General features: G+C 41.7%; 14 protein-coding genes and 1 tRNA gene. 7 read left to right on the plus strand and 8 right to left on the minus strand.

What is annotated here, in order from left to right; all coding sequences use genetic code 11:
- Window positions 1-191 precede the first annotated feature (191 nt).
- The 6 genes from B879_RS14260 to B879_RS14285 all read right to left on the minus strand — a co-directional run bounded on the left by B879_RS14260 (window position 192) and on the right by B879_RS14285 (window position 5363).
- Window positions 192-1364, minus strand: a complete 1173-nt coding sequence (locus tag B879_RS14260; protein ID WP_009185901.1) for a restriction endonuclease subunit S — start codon at window positions 1362-1364, stop codon at window positions 192-194.
- Window positions 1365-1484: 120 nt separating this feature from the next.
- Window positions 1485-2618: a Fic family protein gene (locus B879_RS14265; protein ID WP_009185902.1), complete on the minus strand. Its 1134-nt coding sequence runs from the start codon at window positions 2616-2618 to the stop codon at window positions 1485-1487.
- Window positions 2619-2787: 169 nt separating this feature from the next.
- A complete protein-coding gene (locus B879_RS14270; RefSeq protein ID WP_009185903.1) occupies window positions 2788-4356 on the minus strand; it encodes a type I restriction-modification system subunit M in 1569 nt (522 codons plus the stop codon).
- A 93-nt stretch (window positions 4357-4449) separates the two neighbouring features.
- The gene (locus B879_RS14275; protein ID WP_009185904.1) at window positions 4450-4806 is read right to left on the minus strand and encodes a helix-turn-helix domain-containing protein; all 357 of its coding nucleotides are present in this window, start codon (window positions 4804-4806) and stop codon (window positions 4450-4452) included.
- A 4-nt stretch (window positions 4807-4810) separates the two neighbouring features.
- Window positions 4811-5119: a type II toxin-antitoxin system HigB family toxin gene (locus B879_RS14280; RefSeq protein ID WP_040400789.1), complete on the minus strand. Its 309-nt coding sequence runs from the start codon at window positions 5117-5119 to the stop codon at window positions 4811-4813.
- Between the two features lie 170 nt (window positions 5120-5289).
- Window positions 5290-5363, minus strand: a tRNA-Ile gene (locus B879_RS14285).
- A 175-nt stretch (window positions 5364-5538) separates the two neighbouring features.
- Between B879_RS14285 and B879_RS14290 the strand changes: the two genes are divergently transcribed.
- The 4 genes from B879_RS14290 to B879_RS14305 all read left to right on the plus strand — a co-directional run bounded on the left by B879_RS14290 (window position 5539) and on the right by B879_RS14305 (window position 11572).
- Window positions 5539-6168 (plus strand): HAD family hydrolase, encoded by a 630-nt coding sequence (locus B879_RS14290; RefSeq protein ID WP_009185906.1) that lies wholly within the window; start codon window positions 5539-5541, stop codon window positions 6166-6168.
- A gap of 15 nt (window positions 6169-6183) precedes the next feature.
- Window positions 6184-7299, plus strand: a complete 1116-nt coding sequence (locus tag B879_RS14295; protein ID WP_009185907.1) for a site-2 protease family protein — start codon at window positions 6184-6186, stop codon at window positions 7297-7299.
- A gap of 133 nt (window positions 7300-7432) precedes the next feature.
- Entirely contained in the window at window positions 7433-10660 is a 3228-nt protein-coding gene (locus B879_RS14300) for a S41 family peptidase (protein ID WP_009185908.1), read from the plus strand.
- Between the two features lie 126 nt (window positions 10661-10786).
- The gene (locus B879_RS14305; protein WP_009185909.1) at window positions 10787-11572 is read left to right on the plus strand and encodes a PhzF family phenazine biosynthesis protein; all 786 of its coding nucleotides are present in this window, start codon (window positions 10787-10789) and stop codon (window positions 11570-11572) included.
- 155 nt (window positions 11573-11727) lie between these two features.
- Here the strand turns inward: B879_RS14305 and B879_RS14310 are convergent, their stop codons facing one another.
- A complete protein-coding gene (locus B879_RS14310) occupies window positions 11728-12807 on the minus strand; it encodes a 3-oxoacyl-ACP synthase III family protein (protein WP_009185910.1) in 1080 nt (359 codons plus the stop codon).
- A gap of 292 nt (window positions 12808-13099) precedes the next feature.
- On the opposite strand from B879_RS14310, the gene B879_RS14315 reads away from it, so the two are divergent.
- On the plus strand, window positions 13100-13693 hold the full coding sequence (locus tag B879_RS14315; protein WP_238542144.1) for a DUF6134 family protein: 594 nt from the start codon (window positions 13100-13102) through the stop codon (window positions 13691-13693).
- A gap of 132 nt (window positions 13694-13825) precedes the next feature.
- On the opposite strand, the gene B879_RS14320 is transcribed toward B879_RS14315, so the two are convergent.
- Window positions 13826-15169, minus strand: a complete 1344-nt coding sequence (locus tag B879_RS14320; protein ID WP_009185912.1) for an amidohydrolase — start codon at window positions 15167-15169, stop codon at window positions 13826-13828.
- A gap of 95 nt (window positions 15170-15264) precedes the next feature.
- On the opposite strand from B879_RS14320, the gene B879_RS14325 reads away from it, so the two are divergent.
- Window positions 15265-16227, plus strand: coding sequence for a YheT family hydrolase (locus tag B879_RS14325; protein WP_009185913.1), 963 nt, complete (start codon window positions 15265-15267; stop codon window positions 16225-16227).
- A gap of 70 nt (window positions 16228-16297) precedes the next feature.
- Complete coding sequence (locus tag B879_RS14330; RefSeq protein ID WP_009185914.1) at window positions 16298-17134, plus strand: ThuA domain-containing protein; 837 nt, start codon at window positions 16298-16300, stop codon at window positions 17132-17134.
- The last annotated feature ends 21 nt before the right edge of the window (window positions 17135-17155 follow it).

Raw genomic sequence — 17155 nt, forward strand, 5'->3', positions numbered from 1 at the left:
CGTCATTACCTCCACCATGACGAGTTTATTGGTAGGGTTTACCCTCACGCCTTGGATGGCTTCCCGCATAGGCAAGTCTGAATACCCCGAGTAGCGACTCGGGGCTAATGCCCTTTCGGGATTGAACCCCTGCCGGGGTTTGGAGGAATTTCGGGAAAACGTGGTTGCTTTAATTATAACCTATACAGAATTCAAACAAACATCTGCTGCAACAGCCCCTTCTTCCAAGTGCGCAAGCCCTGGATTTGGCTGTCAAGCGATTCAAGGTTTTGGTCAATGGTGTTCAGGAAAACTGCGATTTTTTCCTGTTCTTCAAATTCTGGTAAAGATATTTTGATACTTTCAATATCAGATGAACTTATGTTTGGCTGTGCTCCTGCCACCAATAATGATTTCAGCTGATTTTTAAACATGGTGGAAAACACGAATTGAATTAAAAATGCATAACAAAGAGATTTTGATTTTCTTTTGAACAGACCAACACGCTGATTCAAGTACGCTTTATCGTTTAGATTGTAAATGCTGGATTTTCCTGTGGTTGCCCCAGACATTGCAATTAATAGATCCCCTTTGTTAATTGTGAAATTCACGTCGTTTTTAATTGTGTCATAGAATACAAGGTTTTCTGTTTCAATGAAGTTATTATTGTTTGATATGTTCGAAATTCTTATCACAGGAATCCCTGTTTGTTTAAATTTTTCGCTTTTGAAGGCAAATCCACCTTGAACTTTCACTACCTCCCCCAACCGCTTCTCCTCCCAATCCGGAAACTCACTCCCATCATCCTGCTTGAAACGGATCTGCTGGCTGAACAGCTGCTGCATCACGCCCTTTTTGTAGGCTTCCAGCTTTTCCTTCTTTCGCTCCAGCAACTCGATCCGCTCGTCCACCGCTGAAAGGAATGACGCGATCTTTTGCTGCTCGGGTAGGGAGGGGACAACAAGCTTAAGGCGAAGCAGTTTATTCACGGATAAACCAGGTTGCGCAGAAGATTCAGACAATTTGTTCAGATTCATGTAATCAAGCTTGTATGCAAGCCACTTAGTAGAATTTTCACCATTTGCTTGCCCAGCAATTGCATGCTCTGAAATATAATTATGACCATTTACAAGCTTTATGTTTCCGCACAAAGCCCCCTGTCTTCCCACAAGCAAATATTCCCCTGAGTGCGTAAAGGAATCTGTGTATCCACGAAGTCCATTCCCTCCGTATACAGGGTACTCTCCAACTTCAGAAATCTGTTGAGAGGTGATTCCGTTTCCACTTCTGAACTCTTCGAAGACATTTTCAAGTCGGACCTGCTTCCACATAAGTTCAAATTTGGGAAACCTGAGTTTGGGATTTAGAACTTGTTCTTTTTTCATCAAAACGGCGTTTTAATTCCCAATTCCTCCCATAAGCTTATCCCAAGTGTAGTCCTGTCAGGTTTCCAAAACCTGACAGGACTTGTATTGCAGCTCACTATTCTGTACGTCTTCATATTCCTATCGAAACAAATTGATATATTCTTTAAATGCAAAAATCCTATTGCGTTTGAATCCGGTGAGCTCCTCCAAAATCCCCAGTTCCTGGAAGTCACGGATCATTCGGTTGGCTGTTGAGTTGTGCACATCGAGCATCTTTTCCACTTGCCCTACATCCACGATGGGCTGTCTGTACAGCGCTGTAATCAAGCGCTTGGCATCTCCCTGTTTCTTGCCCAGCTTGATCAGTTCCTGAAACTCATATTTTTCCCTCAAGCTGATGATTTCCTGAAAGGTACGGATCCCGGATGCGGTGGTCTCGATCACCCCCTTTAGGAAAAAGGCGATCCATTCTCCCATGGCATCTTTTTCCCGTACCCGCATCAGGTTGTCATAATAATCCCTCCTGTTGCGTTCAAAGTAATCGGAGAGGTATAAGGTAGGATATTTTAGCAGCCCTTTGTCTAATAGATACAAGGTAATCAAGAGCCTTCCTACCCGTCCATTGCCATCCAAGAAGGGGTGGATAGTTTCAAACTGATAGTGGACCATAGCAATCTTTACCAGATGAGGGATTTGCAGCTGATCATCATGGATAAATTTTTCGAGATCACTCATCAGCGCATGCACTTCCGTGTGCACAGGAGGGACAAATACCGCATGCTTTAAGCTAGGTCCGATCCAGTTTTGGCTGTTGCGGAATTCTCCCGGCAGCTTCTCTTGTCCTCTAACCCCATCAAGAAGCACAGCATGTGTCTTTCGGATCAGACGGGTATAAATAGGCAGCTTCTCCATATCCTGAATGGCCTGGTTCATGGCTTCTATATAAGCATGCACCTCCTGCCAGTCATCCCTACGCTCCGGATCCAGGTCTTCTTCTTTGGCCAAGGCCTCTTGAAATGAAGTCTGTGTTCCTTCGATTTTACTCGACACAGTAGCTTCCTTCGTGACGTGCATTTTGATAAAGAAATCAATGTCAGGCACCAGGTCAGAAAAAGCATCCAACTTGCCCAAATTCCTGTCAGCCTGGCTCAATAATGTCAAGATAGCAGGGTCACTCAGCACCCATGACTCATGGATGAGATTTGGGCTAAAACTCCTGTATTCGATCTGTTTTAGCCAAGTACCTGCTTTGAAGTTCTTGATATCTTTCATTCCCTATGTTTTGCTGCAAGTATAACTTATCATATTTGCACAAAATTCAATATCTGCAAATATAGGTGTTTATATTTGCACTTAATTAATTTTCTGCAAATACAGGTTTTTATATTTGCAGGAACTCAGACAAAGACCTGCTAGGTTTTCAAAACATGGCAGGTCTAATCTAAAACGGCGCTTTAATTCCCAATTCCTCACAAAATGCTTTCAGTACCGCATCGTTGCTTTTCAGTGCTGCGTCCAGTTGCTGTATCTCAGCAGCGGTGGCGTCAAGATCCACAGGCTCTTCTTCCTCAAAGGTGTCCACATAGCGGGGGATGTTGAGGTTGTAGTCGTTTTCAGCGATTTCTGCTAAAGATGCCACGTAACTGTATTTGTCGATGGTTTTGCGCTCGCGGTAGGTCTGCACGATTTTGTCCACATCTTCTTCCCGCAGCTCATTTTGATTGCCGACCTTGATGTAATTACCCTCTCCGCTGGCATCGATAAAGACCACATTGTCGTCCTGCTCCCGGCATTTTTTCAGCACCACAATACAGGTCGGGATGGTGGTGCCGTAGAAGATGTTGGCAGGTAGTCCGATCACGGCATCAAGGACGTTCATCTCTTTGATCATGTACTCCCTGATCTGTCCTTCTGCACCTCCACGGAAAAGCACTCCGTGAGGGAAAACGCTGGCCATAATGCCGTTTTCCGCCAGTTGGTACAGCATGTGCTGCATAAAGGCAAAGTCGGCCTTGGTCTTGGGGGCCAGTCTTCCGTATTGGGAGAAGCGCTCATCGGTATGGTACAAGGGATGGTCGTCTCCTTTCCAGTGGGCGGAAAAAGGTGGGTTGGCCACCACGGCTTCAAATCTATAATCCAGATGCTGTGGGTGCATCAGCGTGTCTTCCTGTGCGATGTTGAACCTGCGGTAATGGATTCCATGTAGGATCATGTTCATGCGGGCCAGGTTGTAGGTGGTACGGGTGAGTTCCTGCCCGAAAAACTCGCTGACCTCCACTTCTTTGGCCACCCGGAGCAGGAGGGAACCTGAACCCGTCGTGGGGTCATATACGGATTTGAGTTTGTCTTTACCAGTGGTCACGATCTTGGCAAGGATCTTGGACACCTGCTGTGGGGTGTAGAATTCCCCGGCGGTTTTGCCTGCACCTGCGGCAAACTTGCCGATCAGGTATTCGTAGGCATCTCCCAAAACGTCCGACTCGATGTCCTGCAACTTGAAGTCGATTTTGCTCAGGTGGTTGAGAATTTGGACCACCACTTCGTTTCGGGCTTTGGGGGTACGTCCGATTTTGCTGGAACTGAGATCAATGTCAGAAAAGAGGTCGTTGAAGTCTTCTTCGGAGTCCGTACCCATGGTGCTTTGCTCGATGTGGTTGAGCACGGCTTTCAGGTCTTCCAGGATGTAATTGCTGTCCGTCTCGGTGGAGGCATTGCCCTTGGCCGTCATGGATTCGAAGAGTTCCTCGGGTTTCAGGAAGTAACCCAAGTGTTGCAAGGACTCTTCCTTGATAGCGTCCAGCAGTTCGGGGTCAGTAAGTTGGAGGTAGTCCTTCACTTCCTCTGTTTCAAGCAGGTCGTTGGCGTAGAGGTACTGTCGCTCAGACAGGTATTTGTAAAATATAAAGCCCAGGATGTAATCGCGGTAATCGTCTGCACTGACTTTGCCCCGGAGGACATTGGCGATATTCCAGAGCTGGCTTTCCAGCAGTTGTTTTTGATCTTCTGACATAAAATTTTGGTTTGCCAAGTTTTGTCTCTATTTAAAAACATTTCGTTGGCTAAGATATAGCAAGAACGCAGCTTTTGTTTCAAAAGAATTTTTTCAGGAGAGCAAAACTTCTGCTGGTATATTCAATTCTTTATGGAATATTTTAGCTAGATCCAAGGTAAGGGGTTTTTTCCTATTCAAAATCATGGAGATATAGCTTTTGCTTCCCACTTTGCCTACAAGGTCTTTGTTTTTTATTCCCAGTTCTTCCATTTTAATTTTGATGGCATCGATTGGATCTGGTAGGGGAATGGGGAAATTTTTATCCTCATAATCTTTAATTAGAACAAGGGCAACTTCTACCTTTTTCCCTTCAACTGAATTTGGTTCTACTCCTTTATCAAACATTTCATTGACCCAGTCAAGGTATAGTTCGTATTGTTCATCAGATTTTATAACATTAAGCTCCATTATGCTATTTTTTGTAGGATACGGTATTTACATCTATTTTATCATATTCTTTATGGGTTCCAAACCATTTGATTTGTATTACTCTAAAATCAAATACAATTCGGACGACCAATCTGAATTTGTTACCCATAATATTGAAAACTACCCGATTATCGCCCACCAAGCTGGAATTTCCATATTTCGCTTTGAGTTCATTGAAATTGTTAAATTCAGATCTTAAAATTTCATGGTACCACTCAAATAAGGCATTGGACGCAGCTGGGTATTTTTCAGCATATTCCAAGATAGTTTTCCTTGTGATGATATTAAACACGCTTAAATCTATATAAAAGTTCACTAATAGAAAACAAATTTTACAAAAAACTTATTCTATACTTCGGTATAAAACCGGTCTAGCTTTTTGGAATAAAGAACATATACAAAAGATTTTCCCATGTCATAAAAATAAAAAAAACCGCTTAGAAAATCTAAGCGGCTTGGGAGTGGGCCCACCTGGGCTCGAACCAGGGACCCCCTGATTATGAGTCAGATGCTCTAACCGACTGAGCTATAGGCCCAAACTATTTTCAATATTTCCAGTGACCCCCTGCCCCGATAGCTATCAGGGGAGTCAGATACTCTAACCAACTGAGTTATAGACCCGACTTCTACAAAACTTTTTATTACTAAACAGCCTTGCAAATGGGACTGCAATGTTACATATTTGGATTTAAATAAGCAACTTGAAAATTCATGAAAATACCCCAGAATGTTGATTTTTTTATATTCGATTTAGGCAATGTTATCATCGATATTGATTATGATTTCAGTATCAATGAGTTGAAAAAAATACTCCCTGAACACAAGCATAACCTCACTTCGCAATTTTTCCCCTCCCAGTTTCATAAAGATTACGAAAAGGGCCTGATCAGTTCAGCTGAATTCCGAAATGAGGTCAGGAGGCTATATCAGGAAGATTGGACAGATGATCAAATTGACCATGTTTGGAACAGCCTTTTGAGAGTTATACCCCAAGAAAGGATTGATTTGGTCAATAGGCTAAAAACAGATTTTGGTACAGGGATTCTAAGCAATACCAATGCCATCCACATTGATAAAATGGGTGAAATCCTACAAAAACAGCATGGTGAAAAATCTGTCCATGAACTTTGTCATCATGCCTTCCTGAGTCATGAAATGGGATTGGCCAAACCAGATGAAGCCATTTATGAGGCAGTATTGGATGTGATTAAGCTTCCTGCGCGTAAAGTCCTATTCTTTGACGATTTGGAGGCAAACATTAAGGGAGCTAAAAACGTTGGTTTGCAAGTACACCACATCACCCATCCCAAAGGACTGGTAGCGTTTTTTGGACTTACATAAAGTAAAATTATTTTCATGTATAAACCCAAGGAGTATTTTGTACACTGCTTATTGTTGGTACTGACGGTCCTGGCCACAACCTTGGCAGGTGGGGAGTGGCTTTATGGCAAATCTATTTTAGGAAAAGATGAAAGGGCTTTAGACTGGGAATATTTTATTAAATCCATGCAGTTTTCCATCCCTTTTATCGGTATTCTTTTTGTCCATGAGATGGGGCATTTATTGACTTCTATACGACATAAGGTCAAATCCTCCTTGCCTTATTTTATTCCTGGGTGGCTGGGCTTTTTGGGAGCACCATCTATTGGGACTTTTGGCGCAATCATCCAAATGAAAAGTTTTGTCAACAGCAGGCGAAAGTTTTTTGATATTGGGGTAGCTGGTCCATTAGCGGGTTTTATTGTTGCTTTCGCGGTGCTTTGGTATGGATTTACCCATCTTCCGGAAGCAGATTACATTTATCAAATCCATCCTGAGTATTTGGACCCTGATTTTAAAGGCCATGCTGAAGAAGAAGGTTATATCAATTTGAGACTGGGCTATAATTTCCTCTTTTTTCTCATGGAAAAAGGATTGGCTGACCCTGAAAGAATGCCCAATATGTATGAGGTGATACATTTTCCCTTTCTATTTGCTGGCTACCTCGCACTGTTCTTCACTGCGCTGAATTTGTTGCCCATCGGGCAACTCGATGGGGGACATGTGATTTTTGGTTTATTTCCTAAGCAACATCAACTGATTTCTCTGGTCTTCTTTACCGCTTTTGTGTTTTATGCGGGCTTGGGTATTATCAATCCCTATCAAGACATCAGCCAGCTACTGATCAGAATACCTTTGTACATTGGTTTTCTTTATATTCTCTATAGAAAGGTGAGACTTACCAATGATACCAAATGGACCATTATTTTACTGATAGCTGCCTTGCAATATGGCCTGAATTTTATTTTCCCAACTTTGGAAGGTTATTCCGGGTGGTTACTTTTTGCCTTTTTATTGGGCAGGGTGATGGGTATTGAACATCCTGAGGTGAGTGGGACCAGAGAAATGAATCAGGGTAGAAAAGTGATTGCCTGGCTGGCCATTTTGATATTTTTGCTCTGCTTCACCCCTCAACCATTTATTTTTGAGTAAAATTCTGTTTAACTCATTACAAATATAATCCATGGATCAAGCCAATAAGCACCTTTAGTTTCCAATGGTGAATTTTTATCATGCAGCTCTGAAGTTTTTTGGTATTTTAGGGGGTTAAATTTATGTTGATACTATGCGATTGATAAAATCTTCTTTAACTGTTTTCTTGTTTTCAATCCTCACCGCTGTTAGCTGGGCAAATGATCAGCCCAAGTGGTTGAGGTATCCTGCCATTTCACCGGACGGAACCCAAATTGTATTTACCTTCAAAGGGGATCTATATAAGGTCTCTGCCACAGGAGGAAGGGCTACACAGCTTACTTTTCATGAAGCCCATGATTTCATGCCTGTTTGGAGTAAAGATGGGAAGAAAATCGCCTTTGCCTCTGACAGGTACGGCAATTTTGATGTCTTCATCATGGACGCCGAGGGGGGAAATGCCAACAGATTAACCTATCATTCCAATGATGAAATGCCATACAGCTTTTCGGCGGATGACCAAGATGTGATTTTTGGTGGTGTGCGTCAGGATTTGGCAGAACATAGACAATATCCAACAGGATCCCAGCCAGAACTCTATAAAGTACCTGTGAAAGGAGGTAGGGTTGACCAGGTCTGGACCATTCCAGCGGAATACGTTCAAGTTAGTAAGGATGGTAAAAAGATGGTTTACCATGACAAGAAGGGAGGGGAAAATGAATGGAGGAAAAAGCACCAATCCGCTATAGCAAGGGATGTTTGGGTCTATGATGCCGAAACAAAAGTCCATACCCAATTGACCAAGTTTTATGGTGAAAACAGAAACCCGGTTTTTTCGCCTGATGAAAAATCCATTTATTACCTCAGTGAGGCCAAGGGCAGTTTCAACGTGTTCAAAATGGATTTGTCCAATCCTGAGCAAAATGTAGCCCTGTCAGCGCTGGAAAAATTTCCGGTAAGATTTCTTACCATAGCCAATAGTGGCTTGATGAGTTTCTCTTATGATGGCGAGATCTATACGCTGAAAGAGGGAGAAAATCCCCAGAAAGTAGCCATTGAAGTCAGAACCCAGGGCATCAAAAACCCAGATAGTTTTATCAGTATCAATGGAGGCGTAAGGGAAATGTCCATTTCACCGGATGGAAAAGAAATTGCCTTTATAGCCAGGGGAGAGGTTTTTGTCACCTCAGTAGATGGTGCCATGACCAAACGCATTACCAATACCCCTCAACAGGAACGTTTTGTGCAGTTTGCCCCTGATGGGAAATCTATTCTTTATGCCTCTGAAAGGGATGGCAAATGGCAGATTTTCCAGACCAAAAGGGTAAGGGAAAAAGAAGAACCCTTTTTCTTTGCCAGTACGCTTTTGAAAGAAGAAGTTTTGGTGAGCAATGAGCACGACAATTACCTGCCAGAACTTTCCCCAGATGGCAAAAAATTAGCCTATGTGGAAGGAAGACGTACGCTCAAAGTGCTTGATTTGGCAAGCAAGACTACCGTGACTTTGATGACGCCCGATGAGTTTTTCCACATGCAGGATGGGGACAAATATTTTACCTGGAGTCCTGATAGCAAGTGGTTGTTGGCGGAGTTTAGGCCGACCATGGCCAATGGAGAGGTGGTGCTTTTGGATGCTACAGGGAAAAGGCCCATGGAAAACCTTACCAAAAGCGGCTATGGAGACAGCAGACCTAAATGGGTCAATTCGGGCAAACAAATGATCTGGTTCAGTAATAGGGATGGATTGAAGGGTTTCGCCACTAGTGGAGGTTCACAAAATGACGTTTTTGCATTGTTCTTTACCAAAGAGGCTTTTGAAAAGTTTCAATTGAGCAAAGAAGACTTTGATTTGCAAAAGGAAATAGAGAAAGCGGCAAAAAATGGTGAGGAAAAGAAAGACGATAAAAAGGAGGAGAAGAAGGTAGAGGACCTAAAGATAGACTGGGAAGACTTAAGGGACAGAAAAGCCAAGTTGACCATTCATTCTTCCAGTTTAGGAGATGCTGTTTTGGACAAGGAGGGAGAAAAACTCTATTATCTGGCCCGATTTGAGAAAGGGTTTAATCTATGGAGTACCAACCTTAGGACCAAGGAAACCAAAATGGAACTTAAGCTGGATGCCGGTTTTGGAAGGATGGAGTGGGACAAGGAAATGAAAAACCTTTACTTATTGGCAGATGGAGGCATTTCGAAAATCACCAATGATGGTAGCAAGAGGGAGCCTATCAAAATTGCCGGTGAAATGACTTTGGATACTGATGAGGAAAGAAAGCACATGTTTGAGCATATCAAAATCAGGACCAAGGGAGCGTTTTATACCTCAGATTTCCATGGGGTAGACTGGGATGCTTTGACGGAAGATTACCAAAAGTATCTCCCTTCCATTGGAAACAGTTACGAATTTGCTGAAATGGTTTCGGAAATGATCGGTGAGCTGAACGTTTCCCATGCTGGGGCAAGATTCAGTAGAAGTATTCCTCAGGCTGATGCAACCGCCTCCTTGGGTATTTTCATGGATTATTCACACAAGGCAGAGGGGATAAAAATTGCTGAAATCATCAAAGATGGCCCATTGGACAAATCAAACTTAGGTCTGACTGCTGGAATGCTTATTGAGAAAATTGATGGAGAAAGCATCACTTTGGACAAGGATGTGGCACAGTTCCTCAATAGAAAAGCCGATAAATTTACGCTATTGGAGGTTTTGGACCCTAAAACCAATACCCGTAAACAGGTGAAAGTAAAACCGATTACCCTGGCTCAGGAGAATCAGTTGTTGTACAAGCGATGGGTCAGAAAAAACCAGGAAGAAGTAGATAAACTCAGTGATGGAAAACTGGGCTATGTGCATATTCCCGGCATGTCTGATGGCCCTTACAGGACCACTTATGAAGAAATGATGGGCAAATACCATGACCGAGAGGGGGTTATAGTGGATACCCGCTTTAATGGTGGAGGGGATTTGGTAGCAGATTTGGCTATGTTTTTTACAGGGGAGAAGTTTATCACTTATGCCACTGAGGATAGGGATGTGGGTTATGAACCTACATTCCGATGGACCAAACCTACTTTGGCCATGTTCAATGAGGGCAACTACTCTGATGGTCATTGCTTTGCCTGTGGCTATACAGACCTAAAAATCGGTAAGACTGTTGGGATGCCGACTCCAGGTACCTGCTCATTTGCCGGATGGGAATTGCTGCCTGATGGGGGAAGATGGGGCATTGTCCCGATTTCTGCTAAAAATATGGCAGGAGAATGGATGGAAAATAATGAAACCAAGCCTCAGTTCCAGGTAAAGAATATGCCAGGAAAAATTGATCAAGGTGTAGATCAGCAATTGGAAAAAGCAGTGGAAGAGCTGCTAAAGGACGTGCAGTAAGTTTTCTTAAAAAGCTTTTGTTTAAGCCTGATGATCTAGTAAATTGATTGTCAGGCTTTTCTCTTATTCGAACTACTTTATAAGTTCGATTGATCTTGCTAAGTTAAAAAGATGGTATAAAAATTTATGGAATTAAAAATCTATCAAGTAGACGCTTTCACAGATAAAGTTTTTGGAGGGAATCCTGCTGCTGTGGTTCCTTTGGAACAATGGCTTCCTGATGAAATCCTGCAGCAAATTGCTATGGAAAATAACCTCTCCGAAACCGCTTTTTATGTCCAAGAAGGCGAAAGGTATCTGTTGCGCTGGTTTACCCCAACGGTTGAGGTGGATCTTTGCGGCCATGCCACTTTAGCCACTGCCCATGTTTTATTTCAGCATGAAGGCTTTGAAGGAGAAGCTATTACTTTTTACTCCGATCGATCGGGAATATTGAAAGTTTCCAAGGAGGGAGATGATTTGATTCTTGACTTTCCCGTGGATGATGTCAAAGAAATTCAATTAACCACTGATTTGCTGGATTGCTTTATCCCTTCCGCACTTCAGGCTTACAGAGGAAAGTCCGATGTGGTTTTGGTTTTTGAAAAAGAGGAAGATATCAGGTCCCTTCAATTTGACCTTTCCAAGATTGCCAATATTCCAGCTAGGGGAGTCATAGCCACTGCCCCTGGGCAATCAGTGGATTTCGTGTCCCGTTTCTTTGGTCCTCAGGTAGGTGTTGCTGAGGACCCTGTAACCGGTTCTGCCCACACCACCCTTATTCCAATTTGGGCAGGGAAATTAGGGAAAGGGATTCTTACTGCCGAACAATTGTCGGGCAGAGGTGGTAAACTCAGTTGTAAGCTGCAAGGTGACAGGGTGGCAATTGGTGGAAAAGCGGTAACCTATTTGGTAGGGAGGATTTTTGTGTAAGTTTAGGCTTAAAAAATTTGTACCAAGTACTATTAACCTTGTACCATGTACCATGTGTCATGTACTAAGTAACGACAATAGCTTTAATGTCATAATAGTTACAGATTACAGGTTACATACGTGGTACTTTGTACTTCGTCCTTGGTACATAATAATTAAGGCACCTTATACACAAAAGCATTCACATTCATTCCAGCACCTACAGAGGCAAAAACCAAGTAATCCCCGGAATGGAATTCGTGATCAGGCATTTCTCCTCTGACTATCATATCGTACAAAATCGGTACGGTGGCCACAGAGTTGTTTCCCAATTTAGATATGGTCATAGGCATTACTTCTTCAGAATTGATATTATCTGCTCCAAATAATTTAAAGACCCTTTGGAGGATGGCTTCATCCATTTTAGCATTGGCTTGATGGATAAGGACTTTCTTAACATCATGGATACCAATCCCTGCTTTTTTTATTGTCTCAACGACCAGTTTGGGAACTGTATTCAATGCATATTCATATAATTTTCTTCCATTCATTTTCATGAAGAGGGTATTGTCCTCAAACTGGGGATGATAAGAAATATCCATTTTCAAAAAATGGGCCTCAGAATAGGTATCTGAACGTGTTTTATGACAAATAATGCCCTGGGGATCCTCGCTTTCTCTGGCTTCAACAATTACTGCACCTGCACCATCCGAATAAATCATGCTATCAATATCATGTGGGTCAGCAATTCTGGACAGGTTTTCAGCACCAATGACCAGGACCCTTTTTGCATCTCCTGATTTAATGTAGTAATCGGCTTGAATGACTCCCTGTACCCAGCCCGGGCAACCAAAGGGCAGGTCATAGGCCACACAGTCCGGGTTTTGAATTTTCAAATGATGCTTGACCCTGGATGCCAATGCAGGTACCAGGTCGGACTTTTGGTTGTTATGTAGAATATCTCCAAAGTTGTGCGCAACGATGATATAATCTAGGGTTTCAGGATCAATTCCCGAGGATTCAATCGCTTTTTGAGCAGCGAAAAAACCCATATCTGAGGTATTGTATTGGGGGCTGAGGTATCGTCTCTCTTTAATGTCTGTTATTTCCTGAAATTTTCTGATAATTTCCTCATTGGCTTTGGGAATACTTTCTCCTTTTTCATTTACAAAATTTCGTTTCAGAAAATCATTATTTTTGACCACGATATCTGGAATGTATTTTCCTGATCCAGTAATGACAGAATAAATAGGCATACTCAAAGAAATAGATAAGATGATTGTATGGTTGTTGTTTGAAAAGTAGAAAAAAGAAGTGAGAAGCAATAAAAATTCAAGGGATATTTGTTCAAAAAATTAAAAAACTTGCAATGGATCTCCATTGCAAGTGAGTTTTTAGTAATTAAAAATTTGGTTGATGAATTATCTTTAAATAGGGCTTTATCACCATGTGACCTTTTGGGAATTTTGTTTATTATTAGTCATAATATGTCCTAAAGCTTATCTGCTTTGGGTAACTTTGTAATTCATTACCATTTGAATGTTCAGTATGTATAAAAATTTGGGAATATTGACCCTTGTATTTTTCTTGATCATGTCCAATGTGGGAGCGCAGGACGTCATTAAATATGATGTTTCCATTGCAGGAATTTCCATAGGTGAAATGGTCGCAAAAAAAGAGCGGAATGGAAGTCAGACGCAATACGAATTAAAAAGCCAGGTAAGTTTTTGGTTTTTTGGAAAAATTAACCTCGATTATCTTACCCATGCTGTATATCAAGGAAGGCAACTGATTAATGCCAAAATGACTTCCAAAACCAATAGGGGAGATTTTGAAAGTAACATTCGATGGACAGGAGACCAATATAAAATTCAGTCCAGCAACTATAAACACGAGTTGGATACGGCCATTCAACGACCATTTTATTACAGTGCAGCGGTATTTTATTTTGAAGAACCAAGCCAAGCACAGGAATTCATGGCAGAAGCTTATGGGCTGCCTTCACCCATCAAAAAAGTTAAAGATTATTATGAGGTGAATGTCAATGGAAATAAAAACCGGTTTTATTATGTCAATGGGGAGTTGGATAAAGCCGTTATGGAGTTTCCCATAAAAAATTACGTGATCAAGCGAAAGCAATAAAAAAAGGGAAGAAAAACCCTCCCTTCTTTAAGATAATCTATACCTATGAAGAAAATTTACATTGCAAAGGTATTTTGTTTAAAATTACATTCGGTTAAGCCTGTGTAAAGCTTTTATAATCCCAATATTATTTTATCGCTTTTCCTCCATCATGACTTCACGATTCTTTAAAATGTCCATGGCAAACAATCCCATGGCTTTTACTCCTGTCTTGATGGTAGGTTCAGGCACCGGGGCGAAATAGGGACTATGCAGCCCTGGAATATCCAGGCCTTCTTTTTTGGCTTTTTCTAAAAATTCTGGATCATTGGCTCCCAAGTAAAACATGCTGATAGGAATAGCTCTTTCCTGCAAGCCAAAGCGGCTGAAATCCTCTCCAATCATTTGTGCTTCTACAGCTACAACTTTGTCCTCTCCAATGTTGTTCTTAAAGACTTCAACCATTTGTTGGGTCAACTGATCATCATTGATCAAAGCTGGCGTATGAGGCTCCCTTATCCAGTAGCTGGGCATTTTACTTTCAGAAAGCCCAGCAGCTTTTGCATAGAATTCACTGATCCTTTTGACACTGCTGATCAGTTCCTCTCTAGTCTCCGGAGAATAAGACCGCAGGGTAAGTTGCATGGTCACCTCATCAGGTATGATGTTATGGACAGTGCCTCCATGAATGGAACCTACGGTCACTACAGCAGGTTCGGTAGGAGCCAGCCTTCTACTTACAATGGTTTGGTAAGCCTGGATCATCTGGGCACTCAATACGATGGGATCTATGCCTTTATGTGGCGCAGCCCCATGAGCACCTTCTCCATAGACTGTCACATTCATCATATCCACTCCAGCCATTAATGCACCACTCTTGTAACCCACCGTTCCAGCAGGTAAAAAAGGATCATCATGTAAGGCAATGGCATAATCCGGATGGGGAAATCTTTCATAAAGTCCATCATTCAGCATGTTCCAGGCGCCCATACCATTCTCTTCTGCGGGTTGCCCGACCATAAGCAGCGTTCCACGCCAACTGTCTTTGTATTCCATCATCAACTTAGCTGTACCGATAAAGACAGACATATGGATATCATGTCCACAAGAATGGGCTATATAGGTTTCCTTGCCATCGTTGCCTATCCCTTTTTTGGTGGATGCATAGGGCAGCTCTGTCTTTTCTTCCATGGGTAAAGCATCCATATCTGTTCTAATCAAAAGCACAGGCCCAGGCCCATTTTTCAACAGGCCAACAACGCCATAGCCTCCGATACCTTCGGTAACTTCATAGCCTATTTTCCTCAATTCCTGGGCTATTCTGGCAGAAGTTTCTTTTTCCTGAAGGGACAACTCCGGATTTTGATGCAAGTGTTTGTACAAAGCATCTAGCTCCGGATATACTTTTTCAATAAAAGCATCTATTGTTTGAGCCATTATTACGGGTTGGAAGGTAAATAAAGCAACTGTAATGACTATTGCGAACTTGATTTTCATGTGAGTGAGGAGTATTTTATGAAATTCAAATAAAAGAAATAATTCCCTGAATAAAGAGATATGTTTTATTTTTGAGGAGGAATAAAAAGTATAAAATGCCCCTGATCAAAACATCCACCTATAAGAATCCACCATTTTTGCTTTTTAATGGGCATTTGGAAACCATAGTCCCCAGTATCTTCCGGAAAATTGAGGGAGTAAATTATAAAAGGGAAAGAATTGCTACTCCTGATGAGGATTTTTTGGATATAGACTGGTCTAAAGTGGGGTCAGAGAAATTACTGATCATTTCCCATGGACTGGAAGGAAGTTCCGAAAGGCACTATGCCAAGGCTTTGGCCAAGCTATTCAACCAACAGGGCTTTGATGTCCTGGCATGGAACAACAGGTCTTGTAGCGGTGAGATGAACCAAAGACCGGTATTGTACCATCACGGGGCTTCCTATGATTTGGAGACGGTCATAGACCATATAGAAAGGACCCAGACTTACAGAGAATATTACATGGTAGGTATCAGTATGGGAGGGGCACAGACTTTGAAGTATCTCGGAGAAAAAGGACTTGACCTGAATCCCAAAGTTAAAAAAGCAGCTGTTTATTCTACCCCTTGTAACCTTCCTGATTCGGCAGCTACCTTGAGGTGGAGGAAAAATGCTTTTTATAAGAAGCGGTTTTTGGACAAACTGAGGGCAAAAATGCAAATCAAAGGACAACAGTTTCCAGGGTTGGTGGATTTGGATTTGCTACAAAGGGTAAAGGATTTTGATACTTTCGATACCCATTTTACCGCCAAAGTCCATGGGTTTAAGGATGCCAGGGATTTTTACCATTCCGTCTCTGCAGACCAATGGATGCCTAACATTCAGACTCCTACCTTGATAATAAATGCACTCAATGACCCTTTGTTGTATGACCGATGTTTTCCTGTTAAAATAGCAGAAAAATCCGACCATATTTTTTTGGAAATGCCCAAAAGGGGTGGACACACGGGTTTTCAAATCAAAGGAGAGGAGTTTACTTGGGCAGAGATGAGGTTTTTGGAGTTTCTCAGAACCTGATGTATGAACAAAATCTTTTAAATTATTAAAAATAATCTATCAGCACCTGATTAAAAAATTCATAAAAGTTTTGGCATGGACAGTCTTTTCATTATTTATAGCTTTAGTGTTTATTGGTGGTTTTCTGATTTACAAAGTAAAATATGGTTTCCCGGTAAGATTTGAGACTTTAATCCCTGAAATAGAATTTCCAAAAGAAAGAAAAATCAAAGTGCTTTTGTTTTCAAAAACAACAGGGTTTAGACATGATGCCTCGATTGATGCTGGGAAGAAAGCTTTTTCAGAAATGGCTGTCAAAAATGATTGGTTTCTATATGAAACCGAAGCCGGAGGTGTCTTTAATGAGGAACAGCTTCCCAAATTTGATGTGGTCATTTTTAATAATTCAACAGGTAGGGTTCTTAATGATGAACAGCAACAACTATTGGAGAATTATGTTGAAGAGGGGGGAATGCTTTTGGGGATACATGGTGCAGGTGATGATTCCCACCGATGGGACTGGTATGAGGAAAATTTAATTGGGGCTAAATTTTCACATCATCCTATAAAAAATCAAATTCAGGAAACTGATTTGTTTTTGGAGCCTGATATAAGCCCTTCATTGAAGAAGGGTTTGCCAGATACCTGGGCGCATGCCGATGAATGGTACGTTTTTTTTAGCAATCCAAGAATTCAAGGATTTAGGATTGTTTATACCATTGATGGAGAAAAGATTGATCCCGATGGAAATTTCTTTTTGATAAGGAGTAAAAACTTTGGAATGGGAAAAGACCATCCTGTCGCATGGTATAAGAATATTGTTAAAGGAAAAACGTTCTATACTTCTATAGGCCATGATGCGTCTGCTTGGGAACATGATGCATTTATACAGATGCTGGAAAATGCCGTTAAATGGTCAGTGGAATAGAGAGGTTTTAAGGATTTTACC

Origin of the sequence: Cecembia lonarensis LW9 (genome assembly GCF_000298295.1) — a bacterium.
In the GTDB taxonomy this organism is placed as follows: Bacteria; Bacteroidota; Bacteroidia; order Cytophagales; family Cyclobacteriaceae; genus Cecembia; species Cecembia lonarensis.